The organism is Bradyrhizobium canariense, from assembly GCF_019402665.1.
Classification (GTDB): domain Bacteria; phylum Pseudomonadota; class Alphaproteobacteria; order Rhizobiales; family Xanthobacteraceae; genus Bradyrhizobium; species Bradyrhizobium canariense.
Window position 1 is genome coordinate 26940 of record NZ_VSST01000063.1, and the last position, 15090, is coordinate 42029.

Consider the following 15090-nt stretch of genomic DNA (forward strand, 5'->3'; position numbering starts at 1 on the left):
AAAATGGTCGCTATTGGTGCGCGTACGGCGCTCCCTTTGTCGAAAAATTCAATCGCCATCGGAGCCGCCTGGATCGGCGTGAGCCGGCTGGTGGTTGCCAGTCTCGGCTTGCTGAACACGCTCATATTGGCGAGAATGCTCACGCCGGAAGATTTCGGCCTGGTTGCCGTCGCGACGGCCATCATTGCTGTTCTGACGTCGATGACGGAACTGTCCCTGGCATCGGCGCTCATTCACCACAAGGATCCTAGTGAGGATCAATTCCACGCCGCGTGGACGTTGAGCCTGGCTCGCGGCTGCTTGCTGGCACTCTTGCTCTCGCTGCTCGCTTATCCGGTGGCATTGTCGTACGGCGATGGCCGCTTGATTCCGATCCTGTTGGTCCTGAGCTGCTCGATTGTGATATCTGGGCTTCGAAATCCGATGCTTGCGATGATGCAGCGTCAACTCGTCTTCTGGCAGGAATTTGTGACGAGCAGCAGCCGGGCGCTCGCAACCATCCTCGTCTCATCCGGGATCGCCATTTGCTTCAGGAGCTACTGGGCGCTTATCGCAGGAGCCGTCATCGCCAACTTCATCGATGTCGTCGCCTCTTATCTCATCCATCCGTTCCGGCCGAAATTCCGGATAACGGGGAGCCGCTCCCTATTCTCGTTCTCTGTTTGGCTATCACTCGGACAGGCCGTCAGCACGCTCAACTGGCGTTTCGACCAAATCATCATCGGATATTTTCTCGGGAAATCCGCCCTGGGTGCGTATGTGCTGGGCAGCGACCTGGCCGCCACGCCGACAAGAGAAGCAACAAATCCACTCGCCGGGACACTGTTTCCCGCGTTTGTGAGGCTGAGGGACGACAAGGCCGCCCTTCAACGCGCTTATCTGTCGGCGCAATCAATGCTGTGTGCGATTGCCTTTCCGGCTGGGTTCGGCTTCGCGTTGATCGCCGATCAATTCGTTCCGCTCGCACTGGGTGAAGCCTGGGCAGGCGCGACAATCGTGATCCAGCTCCTCGGTGGTGCAATTGCGTTGCATACGCTCAGTGCGACCGTCCAACCCCTTGGTCTGGCCCTTGGGCAGACGCGCAGGTTATTTCATCGCGACGTTGCGATCCTGATCGTGAGGCTGCCTGTCATCGTGGCGGGCTTGTGGGTCGGGGGGGTACTTGGCCTGCTGGTCGCTCGCGTGGCGGTTACGCTCGGCGGTGTCGTCTACAACATGGTCCTGGTCCGCGAATTGATTGACACTTCTGTCTCCCGACAATTTCTCGTGAATCTGAGGACCGCTTTGTCCACCTGCACGATGATCATTGTCGGTCTTCTGACCAATTGGAGTTTCATCACATCGTTTGGCCATGAGTCTCACGTCTATGCTCGGTTGATCGCCATTGTTCTCGTGAGCGCTCTCGCTTATGTCGGGTCCCTCTTTGGAGTCTGGCGAGCGACAGGCGCGCCGGCCGGGCCAGAGCGTGAGATCCTGCGAATCCTCGGCGCAATTGCCAACAGGTTTCGGGAAACTGGGAAAATCGTCGATGATAACCGAGGAGTCGGGTGAGTAATATGGATGAAAGGTCGAAGCGCCGCGTCGCGCTGGTTACGGGCGTCACCGGTCAGGATGGTGCCTATCTCGCCGAGTATCTGGTCGGGCTAGGCTACACCGTTCACGGCATCAAGCGGCGATCGTCCTCGTTCAACACCGCCCGTGTCGATCATCTTTATCAGGATCCGCATGCCGACAATGTGCGGTTCCTGATGCATTACGGCGACATGACGGATTCGACAAACCTGATCCGTCTAATGCAGCAGATCCGACCAACCGAGATCTATAATCTGGCTGCACAGAGCCATGTGGCGGTTAGTTTCGAGAGCCCGGAGTACACCGCGAACGCCGACGCGATCGGAACGCTGCGGCTATTGGAGGCGATCCGCATTCTTGGCATGGAGAAGGAGACACGGTTCTATCAGGCGTCCACCTCCGAGCTCTACGGCCTCGTGCAGGAAGTGCCGCAGAAGGAAACGACCCCCTTCTACCCGCGCTCCCCTTACGCGGTGGCGAAGCTTTATGCGTATTGGATCACCGTGAACTACCGCGAGGCCTACGGCATGTTCGCCTCGAACGGCATTCTCTTCAACCACGAGAGTCCGATCCGCGGCGAAACCTTCGTCACCCGCAAAATCACGCGTGCCGTTGCCCGCATCGAGACGGGCCTCGAAGAGACGCTGTATCTCGGGAATCTCGAGGCCAAGCGCGACTGGGGCCACGCCAGGGATTATGTCGAAGGCATGCACATGATCCTGCAGGCCGACCGGCCCGATGATTTCGTACTGGCGACCGGGGAGACCCGCTCGGTGCGCGAGTTCGTGGAGCTCGCCTTTGCGGAAGTCGGCCGCAAAATCGAATGGCAAGGCAGGGGCGTCGAAGAAACCGGCCTCGACAAGGAGTCAGGCAGGATCGTCGTGCGGATCGACCCGACTTATTTTCGTCCCACCGAGGTCGATCTCCTGATCGGCGATCCCAGCAAGGTGCGCGAGAAGCTCGGCTGGAAATCCAGGACCCCGTTCGCGCAGCTGGTCAAGGAAATGATGGCTTGCGATTTGCTCGAGGCGAGGCGAGAGGTTGCCAATGGCAAGTACTCCATTTGAACTGGCCGGCAAGACCGTCTTCGTCGCCGGCCATCGCGGCATGGTTGGCTCCGCGTTGGTGCGGCGACTCGCTGAGGAAAATGTCGAACTGCTGACGGCCTCGCGGAGCGAGGTCGACCTGCGTGACCAGACCGCCGTCGATAAATGGTTCGCTGCTAGGCGTCCGCAGGTAGTGTTCCTTGCTGCCGCCAAGGTCGGCGGTATCGTCGCCAACAACACGCTGCGGGCGGAGTTCCTCTACGAAAATCTCGCGATCGCTACCAATGTCATTCACGCAGCGCATGTCAATCGATGCGAGAAGCTGATGTTCTTTGGCTCCTCCTGCATCTACCCCAAACTGGCAGTCCAGCCGCTGCGCGAAGAGTCGATGCTGACAGGCCCGCTGGAGCCGACCAATGAACCCTACGCGATTGCCAAGATCGCCGGCATCAAGATGGTCGAAGCCTATCGCAGCCAGTACGGTTCAAACTTTATCAGTGTGATGCCGACTAACCTTTATGGTCGCGGCGACAATTATCATCCCGAATACAGCCACGTCGTCGCGGCGTTGATCCGCCGCTTCCATGAGGCCAAAACGTCGGGGGCGAAGAACGTCATGGTGTGGGGCACCGGCACGCCGCGGCGCGAATTCCTCTTTGTCGACGATCTGGCGGACGCCTGCATCCACCTCATGAAGACCTATTCGAGCGGCGAGCTCGTCAACGTCGGTACCGGCACGGACATTGCGATCGCCGAATTCGCCCGGGTGGTCGCGGCGACCGTCGGCTATTCCGGCGAGATCAGCTTTGACAGCTCGCGCCCCGACGGCACTCCGCGCAAATTGCTCGACGTCAACCGGTTGGCGAAACTGGGTTGGCGGGCCAAGACCCCGCTCGAGGATGGGCTCAAGCTGGCCTATCAGGCATATCTCGGCGAGAACCGGCAGTCCGGAGAGTAGGAAGCGCACTTCCGCCATTGCGAGCCGACGGTCGCGCACCCGATGTCCGCGGCTGGCGCGATTCATCGGTGGGGCCACGGTGGCGATCACCCCGGAGCGAACCAGCATTTCGGCAGCACGACATCATCCCTATTGGCGACGTTTCTCCTGTCGAGGTCGTGAGGAAACCTTCTGGCAGGCGCTCGGCGAGAAACGCGATCCTTGCGCAAGAACGAGAATTCCATGATCGGCGGGACCTTGAAGTCCCTGTATTCGATGGGTTTGAAGTAATTATTCGGATGAATGTGTACGACGTCGAAGTGCTTGGTGATCTTCTTGAAAACAGCGCCGATCAGCTTGAGACCGATAGGATTGAAAATTCTGTCCAAGGAATGGAACTCGATGATCATGATCCTGAAGCGCTTCAGGTCGTCGCAGCTCGTTTCGATGATAACCTCGTATTCGCCGCCTTCAACGTCCATCTGGAGGATGAGATCGCCGGTCCGAGCGCCCTTTCTCGACATCCAGTTCTCTAAAGTCATGAACTTGGCGTTGTTTTCGTTTCCGAGGAATTTTTTTTCGAAATCGAGCAGGTCATTTTGGGTCGCGGGTGCATCCACCGAGAAGTCGGCGAGGAAGCACGGGATGCCGCGTTCGGCAAGGCCGAGCTCGAAGTCAGAGACGTTGTAGACGCCCGGCGAAAAGCAACCGACGCAGCCTTCGAGGTCATCCGGAACCAAATAGCCGCCATCAGCGGATCCGCCCAGTCGAACTAATTTCTTGTCCGTAACGACAGGGAAAAGGTCCCGGAAGAATTCCCTGAGCTCCTCCTCCTTTGAGGTGCCGGATATCATAACGTCGCTGTTGAGCAGGCGTGTCTTCACGTAGTCTTTTAATAAACCGATCATGCGATGACTCCGAGCTCGCTAACGCACCTGGGTGCAAGACGTGCTGCAAGAATCGGCATTCCTGCAGGCTCGCTGCCTATGTTCGTTGCGATCAACACATTTGCCTGCCTTAAGACTCCAATAGATTCGATTCTTGTCATGAATATGTGCGGTGGTATCGCTATTCGGCAGTGTTGCCGAGACTTGCCTTTTGGCTGCTAAGCCGATCTATTCCGTGCTCTGGAACCGGTCGGCTTCCGCATCGGCGAGGGGACCGAGTGAGGCACGAGAGCGTAGAGGCGGAAGCGGCTGAGCGCGAAGATCGAATGACAGACGCGGGAAGCTCGCAGCGCAAACATCCGGCGTCCGCGCTGGTGGCGCGCAGATGCGTTGTTTGCACAACCGTTGCGGGTGCTTGGCGCAATGGCAGAAGTGGATTAGTCGAATGGGAAGTTTTGCCGATGCATCGAAAGCCATTCGATGCTGTGATGCGACCGATGGGACCGAACTCAGGACGATGGCCGAAATTCCCATGAAGGATTCTCGTACACTGATTGCAGAACTGCAGGATGAGATCGAAAAGGTCATCGGGCCCCATCTGGTGGGTGTCGAGAATTTCGCGCTGGTGGATTTCCCCAACCACTCCAATGTGGGCGACAGCGCCATATGGTTGGGTGAAGAGACCTATCTGCAGAAAAAGCTAGGTCGAGCACCCTCCTATGTCTGCACCTATGACACCTGGTCAAAGAAGGAATTCGAAAGAGCCGTTCCTGTTGGACCGATCCTTATCCATGGTGGGGGCAATTTTGGCGACCTGTGGCCCAGCCATCAGGAGTTTCGGCTCAGGCTTCTGTCGGAGTTTCCGGATCGCCCGATCATTCAGTTGCCACAAACTATACACTTCTCCTCGAAGGCAAGTCTCAAGCGCGCCGCGGAGATCATCAACTCGCACAAAAAATTCCGGATTCTGGTCCGTGACGTGCAAAGTTTGAATATCGCGACAGCGGAATTTACTGCGCCCGTGGATCTCTGTCCGGACATGGCGTTCTGCCTGGGGGCGCAGAGCTCGCCAGCGGCAGTAACCAAGAAATTGTTGCTGCTGCTCCGAACCGATCACGAGAAGGTAGAGCAAAAGCATTTTCCGCCGCTCCCAAACTTTGCTGTTGTCGAGGACTGGCTCAACGAACAACGAGGCTTGGGAAAGTGGTTGTTTGTCAAGGCGCTGCTCGAGACGGCGCTCCTCTTGCTCAAGGGCAGGACGTCGTCGGAGCTCGACGTGCGCATTCGGTGGTTTCACCTGCTGGCGTCGAATCGTGTAGCCCGTGGAATGAGGCAGGTTGGATCGTCGGCCTACGTGATCACGGACCGGCTTCACACGCACATCTTTTGCGTGTTGCTGAATCTGCCGCACTCGGTTCTTGACAATAATTATGGGAAAATCAGCACGTTCGTCGATGCGTGGAGCAAGCCCTTCGAAAAGTTGAGCCGGCCACTGAGCACGAGTGTGGACGGCGCCCTCGCAAAGTTTCTGGATATCTGCCAGGGCAGTTCGGCGCCGACGGATCAACGTTGAGGGTCGAGCATCATCCTCCGTACGGGCGGTTCGCCGGCTCGTGCGCGTGGACGGTGAACGTTGTTGTGCTCTTTGTGGTCTGGCCCGCATTGTTCGCGCAGGAGATTGTTAGGTTGGCGACCCCTGCCGCCGTGGGAACGCCATTGATCAGTCCGGTGGAAGGGTCAAAGGCGAGCCCCTGCGGCAGTCCTTTGACGGACAAAATCTTCGGCATCATGACGCCGACATCGCACTCCCCATAGATATCGTGGTGATAGCTGTCGCCTGCGGCGGCTGAAAGGGGGGGCGTCGTCACGCGCGGGCCGCGATTGATGGAGAATCGCAGGGGCTCCATCGTTGAGCCGTCAGGTTTGTAGCCGTAAACGACGACATGGGACCGCCCGGGATTTCCCGTAGCGGTGGTGAAGTCCGCCTTGATCGTGCGCGCCGCCGCATCGTACGAAATTCCTTCCGGGAATTGCGTAAACGTCGACTGCTCCGCCATGCCCGGTTCGGAGCTGTCGTAGGGTACGACCTGGACGAATTCGGTGACGCTTGCATCACCCCACAGGGCCTTGGCGCTCGGGAGCACGACCTTGCCGCTGCCGTCATAATCGACATTAAGGTCTTCGACCGAAACCAGCGGCTTCCAATGCGCGACGCCTGCCGTCCGCCAGCCGCGAATCCAATCGACATCGAGATAGGCCCCGGTCGTGGAGCTGGCCCACGCCGCGGCGTCGTACGCCTCGCCCGCGAACGTATTGTTGAATATGTGTGACGTCAGCAGCAGAAATGAGGGCATATTCTTGGTATTGGAGTCCACGCCAATAAACTGGGACCGAAGGGCACTATCGACGTAAAGCTGGGTGCTTCCGCCGTTTCGAAAGACGAAGCTGAAGACGTGGAACGTATCGTCCATATAGTCGAACGGTCCGGCGCTGTTGTCGGTCGAGATTGCCCCCGAGGTGTGGACGATATTGCTGAAATGCATCCCTTGAGAGTTGCACTCCAGATCCCACTCGTTGCCGGTTGGGTTGAGCACGGGTGCAACGGAATAGGTCCAGAATGCTGGATGAAAGCCAGCCGGATTCGTAAGCCTGGAGCTGAACCGAGCACGTATCTCGACGATGACGGCATTGGTGCTCGGGTAGTATGCAAATGCCCCGGCCGTATGGATCATCGCGGAGAGGTGCGGGCGGACGCCTCCGTTGATGGACCGGTCGGTCGGTGTAAGGAATGCCTGCTCGCGCACTGTTGCCTTGCGCGCCCCGAGCCGCAGCACCGAACTGGAAACCGACATGTTGTCGAAGTCGACCGCGACGCCGCGGTTCCGGTCTTTGTAACCTGTCGTTAGCGGGTCGGCATCAAAGCCTGTCCCTAGCGACGTGGTATTGCCGCGGATGCCTGGATGATAGGCGCCAGTCGGGAAGAACTTGCCGCGCGGGTTTGCCGGACCAACGATATCGAGGGCGTCGAAATCGTCACCCCAGGACAGCGTATAGCCCGCATACAACCCGCTGCCATTCTGGCCGACGACGGCGCCACCGACGATCTGGCTGCTTCGCTTGGAGGGCGTGATGGATCGCAGGCGCTGTCGCACACCATCGTTGCTCAGGCCTAGATAAAGTGCTGAGCCAGCAACAGCCAACGATGCGACGAACAATGCTGCCATGGTGCCGTTGATTCGACGCTTTGATGGCATCCACGCCTCTCTTGCCTAACCGTCATCATTTTTGCGGCGTACACATTCACTCGCAAGTGTGGAAACCTTCGGTTTGCACCAACGCGTTCGAATGCGGACCATTTCAGTGTGTAGCCGCAGATTTCGTGCTGACGGGGATAACAATGTGAAACATCGTCGCGAACATGGCAGCCTGGGCGCTTGCCTCCTCCTTGTCAGCAGAGACAAGTTCGCGCTAATCCTTTTGAGATCATGTGCAATGCGGTTCCAAGTTGACAGCGCAGGACTGACTAATCAATGGGCAGCGATCTCAGAGTTGTGGCGATTAGTTTGGACGGTTCCGTGCGCCGCGAGCGCGCGAGTGCAAATCTGGATTCGCTTGGTATTCCCTGGACCTTCTTTGATGCCTTGCGTGTGCCAGCCACGGGGCTCCCGCAATATGATGAAGCGCTGGCCATCCGCTTTTGGGGCAGGGGCCTTTCACGAGCCGAGATCGGCTGCGCAGCGAGCCATATGAGCATCATGGCGCAACTGGGGGCATCGGACACCGACGATTCATGGACACTTGTGGTGGAAGACGACGTCGTTCTCGATGCCGGATTCAGCTTTCGATCGCTTCCGGATATCTGCAAGGCTGCCGAGATCGGTTATCTCCGGCTGTATGGGCGACACATGGCGCCGTGCAAGCACGTGGCCTGGCTGGATCAGCGGGAATTGGTGCGGTTTGAGCGCGCGCCAATGGGAACGCAGGCCTATCTGATCTCCAGCGGCGCAGCGCGTCGATTTATCCACAGCGTGACGACGATCCATCGGCCAGTCGACTGGGAGATGGATCGCTTCTGGGCAAATGGGCTGTACAACTATGGCTTGTTTCCATTTCCATGCCTTGAGCTGACGCTGCCATCCTCGATTGCAAAAGCGGCGGAGTCGCTCCGCGAGCCTACTGCGCTTGACAGGGCGGCATGGTTTGCGTGGAAATCGAAGGAATACGTTCTGCGCTTGTCGGAAAATATTCGCCTTCGCCAGTCCGACAGGCGGATTCGCGGCCGCCTTGCCGGCGTAACCAGTCTTTACGGGCCAATGCCGGGGACAATTCGCGGGGTTCGAAAGCCTGTGATTGATGCCTGAAGGGCGTGCGACGAGGATCTTGCGAGGTGGGTTGGCTTTGCGCCATCGCGCATTCAGGCGTGCTTGCGTCGGATAACGCTGCCGAACCTCAGGAGCGGCCGAACCTCAGGAGCGGCCTCAGGAGTTCTGCCCTGTTGAACCGGAGCATGATCAGCCGGTATGCAAACCAGGAAGGACTCAAGAATAACACAGTGAACCAGACGATATGAGAGGCGGCGGTCCGCCATTGTGTCGTCTCGGTCAGAGCCAGCCATATGCCGCGACGCAGGAGCGAACTCGATGTGTCCATCTCCTGGGCGACATACCTCAGTCCCAATTTTCGGGACGCTAAGCGATAGTTGATAAAGACGATCTCGTTATCGATTGGCCTTGCCGATTGCACATGTACCGACTTCCTGTCGCAATGCGCCTTCAGGATATCGAACTCGGCGACGCGAAACCCGATTTGCCTAGGGAAATCGGGAAAGCGCTGGGCGCGGCCCTGCGCGTCGTTCCGGCTGATATTTCGACCGTGGAGCCGATATTGCCCCAAGATTGCCTGCACCGTGACGACGTCCCCGTAAAGCGGCGCGATCGTGTTGAGAGCGCCATCGTATCCGACGGGCGGATTGAGAGGGATGACCTGACGAAGAAACTCTCTGGAATACGCATTGCCCGACATGACCGGCCAGATGTACGTTCCTGACCGGATAAATTCTGCATGCACGTCCTGTAACGTATACGACGTCGGAAACGCACAAAATGACCGTCCAAGAGGCGTACCAGCGCCGTCGATGAGTTCCAGATTGAACTGAACTTTCGAGAGACCCTCGCGCCAGTGTGCGGCGACATTTTCCACTGCTGTCGGCATCAGGATATCGTCCGCATCAAGGAACAGCAGCACATCGCCTGTCGCTTCGCGATACCCAACTTCGAATGCTGCGATGTTGCCTTGATTTGCCTGAAATATGGCTCGAATCCTGTCACCATACCCGGCGATGATCTGACGGGAACCGTCGATCGAGCCATCGTCGACGACAACAATTTCATCCGCTGGACGCGTCTGATTCAACGCGCTGTCGATTGCGAATCCGACATACCGTTCGTAATTGTAGACTGTTATGACGATGCTAATCTTCAACGCGTCTCGCTCAGGAAATCTGCCAGTGTCATCGAAGGCTATCAATCCATGCGTTGATGAGCCAGAAGTAATTTCACAGTCCGCAAGCATGGTTGGTGAGACAATCGCATGAAAATCGCTCTGATCGATCCGTCACTGTTTACCTGGCCGTATGATCTTAAATTAGCCAAAGGATTGACCGATATTGGGCATGCAGCCAACATTGTCGGGCGCCAGCTTGGGCAGAAGCCGTCCGTCGACGAAGTGCGGTTTCTTGACCGACATTTTTATCCTGGGATGCAGTCGCGCTTTTTCAAGAAACTTCCGCGCAACGTGCAGCTGGGACTGAAGGGTCTCAGTCACGCTGAATCAATGGCTCGGCTGATCAGGCGCTTCAGGAGAGCGCCGCCCGATGTGATCCATTTCCAGTGGGCGCCCTTGGCGATTGTTGACAGCCAGTTCGTTCCCAAGTTCAGAAAGGTCGCGCCAACGGTTCTGACCGTTCATGACTCGAATCCGTTCAACAACAATCCGAGCTCGCGGATACAGCGGATTGGCGCGCTCAAGATTCTGCATTGCTTCGACCATCTCATCGTTCATACGGCCGTTGCACGCGATCGCCTTCTGGGCGTCGGTATCCCGGACGAGAAGATATCCGTTATCGCGCACGGATTGCTGACGGATCATATCGCCCGACCGGCGGACGAGCCTTCGGCCGGTGGCGGGCGCGTTCAAATACTCCTGTTCGGCAAGATAAAGCCCTACAAGGGCGTCGACGTTATGCTTCGCGCACTTGCATTGCTTCCCCGAGAGGTCAGGGCACGTTGCGTGGTGAAGGTCGTGGGCTGGCCGGAAATGGCGATGGAGCCGTTGTTTGCGATGGTGAAGGATCTGCAGCTCGACGACCATGTCGAATTCGACCTGCGGTTCGTTCCGGACGATGAAATGACCTCGCTGGTCGCGCACGCCGACATCCTGGCTTTTCCGTACCGAGACATTGACGCATCGGGGGTGCTGATGCTGGCGATCGCGGCGGGACGTCCGATTGTCGCGTCGAACATTGGAACCTTTGCCGAATGGCTGAGCGATCGGGCAGAGGGAACGCTCGTTCCTCCAGATGACCCCGCCGCATTGTCCCGGTCACTCGAGCGGCTAATTGATGATCCTGATTATCGAAACTCCAAGGGACAAGCAATGCTGGATCTGCGCGACTCCGTGCCGACGTGGACCTCAATTGCCCGCCTGACCGAGGTCGCTTATGCGAAGGCGGGCCGGCATGCAGACGCACCGGTCAGCGCCCAGGTTCTGCAGGATTCAGGAAACTGAAGGGGTCATCTGCCAGGTGGTCTGGCGGATCGACAGGATGCCCCAGAAAAAGCCAAGTGCCCACGCGAAGTGCATCACGACAGCGGCCGGCAGCGCAAGCAACCCGCAAATCGAGCGATGCTTTTGTGCAATTGTCACTGCAGTAAGCCCAAGTATCGCCAGATAAGCCATCGGCAATGTCAACAGTACAGGTGCGAATGGAGACAGAACGATGGCGCAGAACATCAACGCGACGTGAGTCGGTACCAGGAACTGGCGCAGTCGCAACGATCCGGGATGCCGTCTCACGGTTCTCGATCGACCGCGACCGTAGTTGAAGTACTGCTTCGCCAGGCTCAGAAAACCCGACCTCGGTCGATATGAAAGGCGGATGTCCGAATCCAGAAATATCCGGCCGCCGATTGCACGCAGCCGGCAGTCAAACTCTGCATCTTCATTGTGAGTGAAGGTTTCATCGTAACCACCGGCCCTGCGAAAGGCGTCGATGGTCATCGCTGCGTGATGTCCATGATCGACAAAGCCGCTTTTCTTTCCGCCGCGATGTGCCGATCCGCCCGAACCGACCTTTGTGTCCGATACCCAGGCGACGGCCTTTTGCAGGCAGCCGTCACCGCGCGAGTCCATAGGGACCACGACCGAGTCGGCTTGGCGCTCGTCCAAGGTCTTGAGGAGGCGCGAAATATAGTCCGTCGGATATTGGCAATGGGCGTCACACCGCACCAGGACCTGCGCTGCAGCACCGTAGACTTGTACGGCCAGATTAACCCCGGCGCTCTGCAGCCGCTGCGGATTGCGCAACAGATGGACGCCGGCAATCTCCTCGGCCAGCTGGCGCACAATGTCAGCCGTCTCATCGGTGCTGCCGCCATCTGCAACCACGATTGTGCGATCTTCATGAACGCTGTCGCTAGCGAGGTTACGGACAACGGTCTCGATGTGGGGAGCCTCATTCAATACCGGTACGACGATCAGGACTTTTCTGGACACGGTTTAGCTACCATCCTGCGGTTCTTTGCTCAATCCGTTGGCAGGCACAGCATTGTTCTCTGATGCTCGCCAACGGATGTGTCGACGGTCAAATATAACAATGGCCAACTCGTGACCTGCCGCTCTTTTGTTGCCTTGATCAGCCAGTATGCTCAGCTACCAAGCCATAAAATGGCGATATATTTTGGTGGATACTGTGTGGCCGATCGCCTGAAGATCCGGCATCAAACCTGACCGGAGCGATATGTGAAAATTGTTGTCGCCGTCTTCGCGTTGTTGCTCGCGCTATGTCATCCTGCATCAGCTGATCCGATGACACTTGATTTTTCATGGGGCGGGACACGCGGCTGTATCACACTTTTCCCAAATCCCGAGATCCGACTGAGCAATGTTCCCGTGGGCGCCACGTCGATGTCGCTCACACTAGCGCAAGGCACCCGAGAGATGGGAGGCCAGGACGTTCCGGTTCCCCGTAACGGCGTTGTGCCGTCTGGGACGGTCCGGACATTTGGTCCTTGCAAGCCTGGAATGTACGAATGGACCGCTCTGGCGAAATCATCGACAGGGCAGGTTCTCTCGGAAGCGCATCAAACGCGGTTCTATCCCGCGGACGAAACCGCCACGAGGCAATAGTTTCATAGCAATGCGCGCACCAAGGATACCGCTCGCGGCTGCATCCGACACGAGGGGCCGCAGGGGCGCATTTGTCGATTTTGTCAGATGGTTGCTGACCTAAATTCGATGTGACGAAAGTGTCGAGGCCTTGCAACTGCGCGTTCCCGGTTCCTGCGTCCCACCTGCGGCTGCGTCGGAGCCACGCATCGCACCAACTCAGGCCACAATTGCTTTAGATAAGGATCAGCTGGAATTTGGAAGTCGGAGAGTTGACAACAAGAATTTGTGACGAGGAGTAAATGTTGGCGCGAACGAGGCGAATCCTTGTAACGGGCGGTGCCGGCTTTTTGGGTTCGCACCTCTGCGAACGGTTGGTAAGCGCCGGAAACGAAGTTTTGTGTGTCGATAATTTCTACACCGGCTCAAAGGATAATCTGACTGGATTGCTTTCCAACCAAAAAGTTGAAGTAATCCGGCATGACATCACATTTCCTCTCTATGTGGAAGTCGACGAGATATTCAACCTCGCGTGCCCGGCCAGTCCAATTCATTACCAGCACGATCCTGTTCAAACGACCAAAACGAGCGTGCATGGTTCCATCAACATGCTTGGGCTGGCCAAGAGGATACGCGCAAAAATTCTGCAGGCGTCGACTTCGGAAGTTTACGGTGATCCCGAGGTTCATCCGCAAGACGAAACCTATTGGGGCAGGGTCAATCCGATCGGGCCGCGCTCGTGCTACGATGAGGGAAAGCGGTGCGCGGAAACACTGTTTTTCGACTATCGGCGGCAACACAAGCTTTCGATAAAGGTTGCCCGCATCTTCAATACTTACGGTCCACGTATGCGTCCCTATGACGGGCGTGTCATTTCCAATTTCATTGTGCAGGCACTAACCAATCAACCAATCACAATTTACGGTGACGGGCAGCAGACACGCTCATTCTGCTACGTCGATGACCTGATCGACGGTCTGGTCCGGCTGATGAACACATGTGATGACGTCGTCGGTCCTATGAATCTCGGCAACCCCGCTGAGATCACAATGCTTGAATTGGCCGGGATGATCGTGGACCTCACTGGATCCAGATCGGCTATCGAATTCATGCCGCTTCCGATCGACGATCCCAAGCAACGCCGACCCAACATCAGTTTGGCCCAGAAATCGTTGGGATGGCTTCCATCCTTCTCGTTGCGCGACGGCTTACGCAAAACCATTGCATATTTCGAGAGCCTAATGATTGCGCGGGGAGCGGAAGCGGCGAGATGAAAAAGACTGTTCTTGTCACTGGTGGTGCTGGCTACGTCGGCTCGCATTGCTGCAAGGCGTTTGCGATGGCGGGCTGGAACGTCGTGACGCTCGACAATCTTTCCCGAGGCTGGCGCGATGCTGTGCGCTGGGGACCGTTGGTCGAGTGCGATATTCGCAATTCAGCCGGCGTACGCGCAGCGCTGGAAACCTACAAGCCTGACCTCGTCGCGCAGTTTGCGGCACTGGCTTATGTCGGCGAATCGGTGGCTGATCCCGCCATTTACTACGATAACAACACGAGAGGAACGCTTGCCCTCCTGGATGCCATGCGGGCGGTCGGCTGTTCGCGCGTGCTCTTTTCCAGCACGTGTGCCAGTTACGGAGTACCCACGCGCACCCCGATAGACGAAACGCATCCGCAGGCGCCGATTAGTCCCTATGGATGGTCCAAGATGATTATCGAGCGTATGCTCGAGGACTTCGGTCGCGCGTACGAGATGTCGTCGGTTTCGCTGCGCTATTTCAACGCGGCGGGCTGTGATCCTGATGGCGAGATCGGCGAGCGCCACGAACCGGAGACGCACGCCATTCCGCTGGCGATCGAAGCGGTGCGCCGACCCGATCGGCCTTTCACCATTCTGGGAACGGACTTTCCGACGCCGGACGGCACTGCAATAAGGGACTATATACACGTCACTGACCTGGCGCAGGCCCACCTTCTGGCAGGTGACATGCTGGTGGCTCGAGGCGGTACTCATGTCTTCAATCTCGGTACGGGGGTTGGCACGAGTGTGCTCGAACTAGTAGAGGCGGTGAAGCGTGTCTCCGGAAAGGACCCGGTCGTCCGCCGCGGCCCACGCCGCCCAGGGGACCCGCCCACGCTCGTCGCCTCCTTTGCCAAAGCCAAGCGGGAGCTCGGTTGGAGCCCGTGGCAATCCGAGATCGATTTCATTATCAAGACCGCACTGAGGTGGAGCGATAGCCACCCGCCGGCATGATTGCGCACG

At 57.6% G+C, this 15090-nt stretch carries 12 protein-coding genes; 8 read left to right on the forward strand and 4 right to left on the reverse strand.

What is annotated here, in order from left to right; all coding sequences use genetic code 11:
* The first annotated feature begins 3 nt into the window (after window positions 1–3).
* From FXB41_RS30575 to fcl, 3 genes are read left to right on the forward strand one after another with little or no spacing between them, the layout of a single operon-like run.
* Entirely contained in the window at window positions 4–1551 is a 1548-nt protein-coding gene (locus FXB41_RS30575) for a lipopolysaccharide biosynthesis protein (protein WP_246649361.1), read from the forward strand.
* Window positions 1552–1556: 5 nt separating this feature from the next.
* Entirely contained in the window at window positions 1557–2639 is a 1083-nt protein-coding gene (gene gmd / locus FXB41_RS30580; RefSeq protein WP_035993338.1) for a GDP-mannose 4,6-dehydratase, read from the forward strand.
* Window positions 2620–3576, forward strand: coding sequence for a GDP-L-fucose synthase (gene fcl, locus FXB41_RS30585; RefSeq protein ID WP_007595314.1), 957 nt, complete (start codon window positions 2620–2622; stop codon window positions 3574–3576). Before gmd ends, fcl begins: the two co-directional genes overlap by 20 nt.
* A gap of 86 nt (window positions 3577–3662) precedes the next feature.
* Here fcl and FXB41_RS30590 read toward each other — a convergent pair whose 3' ends face one another.
* Window positions 3663–4463 (reverse strand): FkbM family methyltransferase, encoded by an 801-nt coding sequence (locus FXB41_RS30590; protein ID WP_007595312.1) that lies wholly within the window; start codon window positions 4461–4463, stop codon window positions 3663–3665.
* 424 nt (window positions 4464–4887) lie between these two features.
* On the opposite strand from FXB41_RS30590, the gene FXB41_RS30595 reads away from it, so the two are divergent.
* Window positions 4888–6015, forward strand: a complete 1128-nt coding sequence (locus tag FXB41_RS30595) for a polysaccharide pyruvyl transferase family protein (RefSeq protein ID WP_007595310.1) — start codon at window positions 4888–4890, stop codon at window positions 6013–6015.
* 10 nt (window positions 6016–6025) lie between these two features.
* Here FXB41_RS30595 and FXB41_RS30600 read toward each other — a convergent pair whose 3' ends face one another.
* Window positions 6026–7696, reverse strand: a complete 1671-nt coding sequence (locus FXB41_RS30600) for a putative Ig domain-containing protein (protein WP_219684435.1) — start codon at window positions 7694–7696, stop codon at window positions 6026–6028.
* A gap of 276 nt (window positions 7697–7972) precedes the next feature.
* On the opposite strand from FXB41_RS30600, the gene FXB41_RS30605 reads away from it, so the two are divergent.
* Window positions 7973–8803, forward strand: a complete 831-nt coding sequence (locus tag FXB41_RS30605) for a glycosyltransferase family 25 protein (protein ID WP_007595306.1) — start codon at window positions 7973–7975, stop codon at window positions 8801–8803.
* An 88-nt stretch (window positions 8804–8891) separates the two neighbouring features.
* On the opposite strand, the gene FXB41_RS30610 is transcribed toward FXB41_RS30605, so the two are convergent.
* Window positions 8892–9923 carry a glycosyltransferase family 2 protein gene (locus tag FXB41_RS30610; RefSeq protein ID WP_007595304.1) on the reverse strand — a complete coding sequence of 344 codons (1032 nt, stop codon included), beginning with the start codon at window positions 9921–9923 and terminating at the stop codon, window positions 8892–8894.
* Window positions 9924–10031: 108 nt separating this feature from the next.
* Here FXB41_RS30610 and FXB41_RS30615 point away from each other — a divergent pair, with 108 nt between their 5' ends.
* Window positions 10032–11228 carry a glycosyltransferase gene (locus FXB41_RS30615; RefSeq protein WP_219684436.1) on the forward strand — a complete coding sequence of 399 codons (1197 nt, stop codon included), beginning with the start codon at window positions 10032–10034 and terminating at the stop codon, window positions 11226–11228.
* On the opposite strand, the gene FXB41_RS30620 is transcribed toward FXB41_RS30615, so the two are convergent.
* Entirely contained in the window at window positions 11217–12215 is a 999-nt protein-coding gene (locus FXB41_RS30620) for a glycosyltransferase family 2 protein (RefSeq protein WP_007595299.1), read from the reverse strand. The genes FXB41_RS30615 and FXB41_RS30620 overlap by 12 nt on opposite strands.
* 914 nt (window positions 12216–13129) lie before the next feature.
* Here FXB41_RS30620 and FXB41_RS30625 point away from each other — a divergent pair.
* Entirely contained in the window at window positions 13130–14101 is a 972-nt protein-coding gene (locus tag FXB41_RS30625) for a UDP-glucuronic acid decarboxylase family protein (RefSeq protein WP_007595297.1), read from the forward strand.
* Entirely contained in the window at window positions 14098–15081 is a 984-nt protein-coding gene (gene galE, locus FXB41_RS30630; RefSeq protein WP_007595295.1) for a UDP-glucose 4-epimerase GalE, read from the forward strand. The genes FXB41_RS30625 and galE overlap by 4 nt, the downstream gene beginning before the upstream one ends.
* Window positions 15082–15090 lie beyond the last annotated feature (9 nt).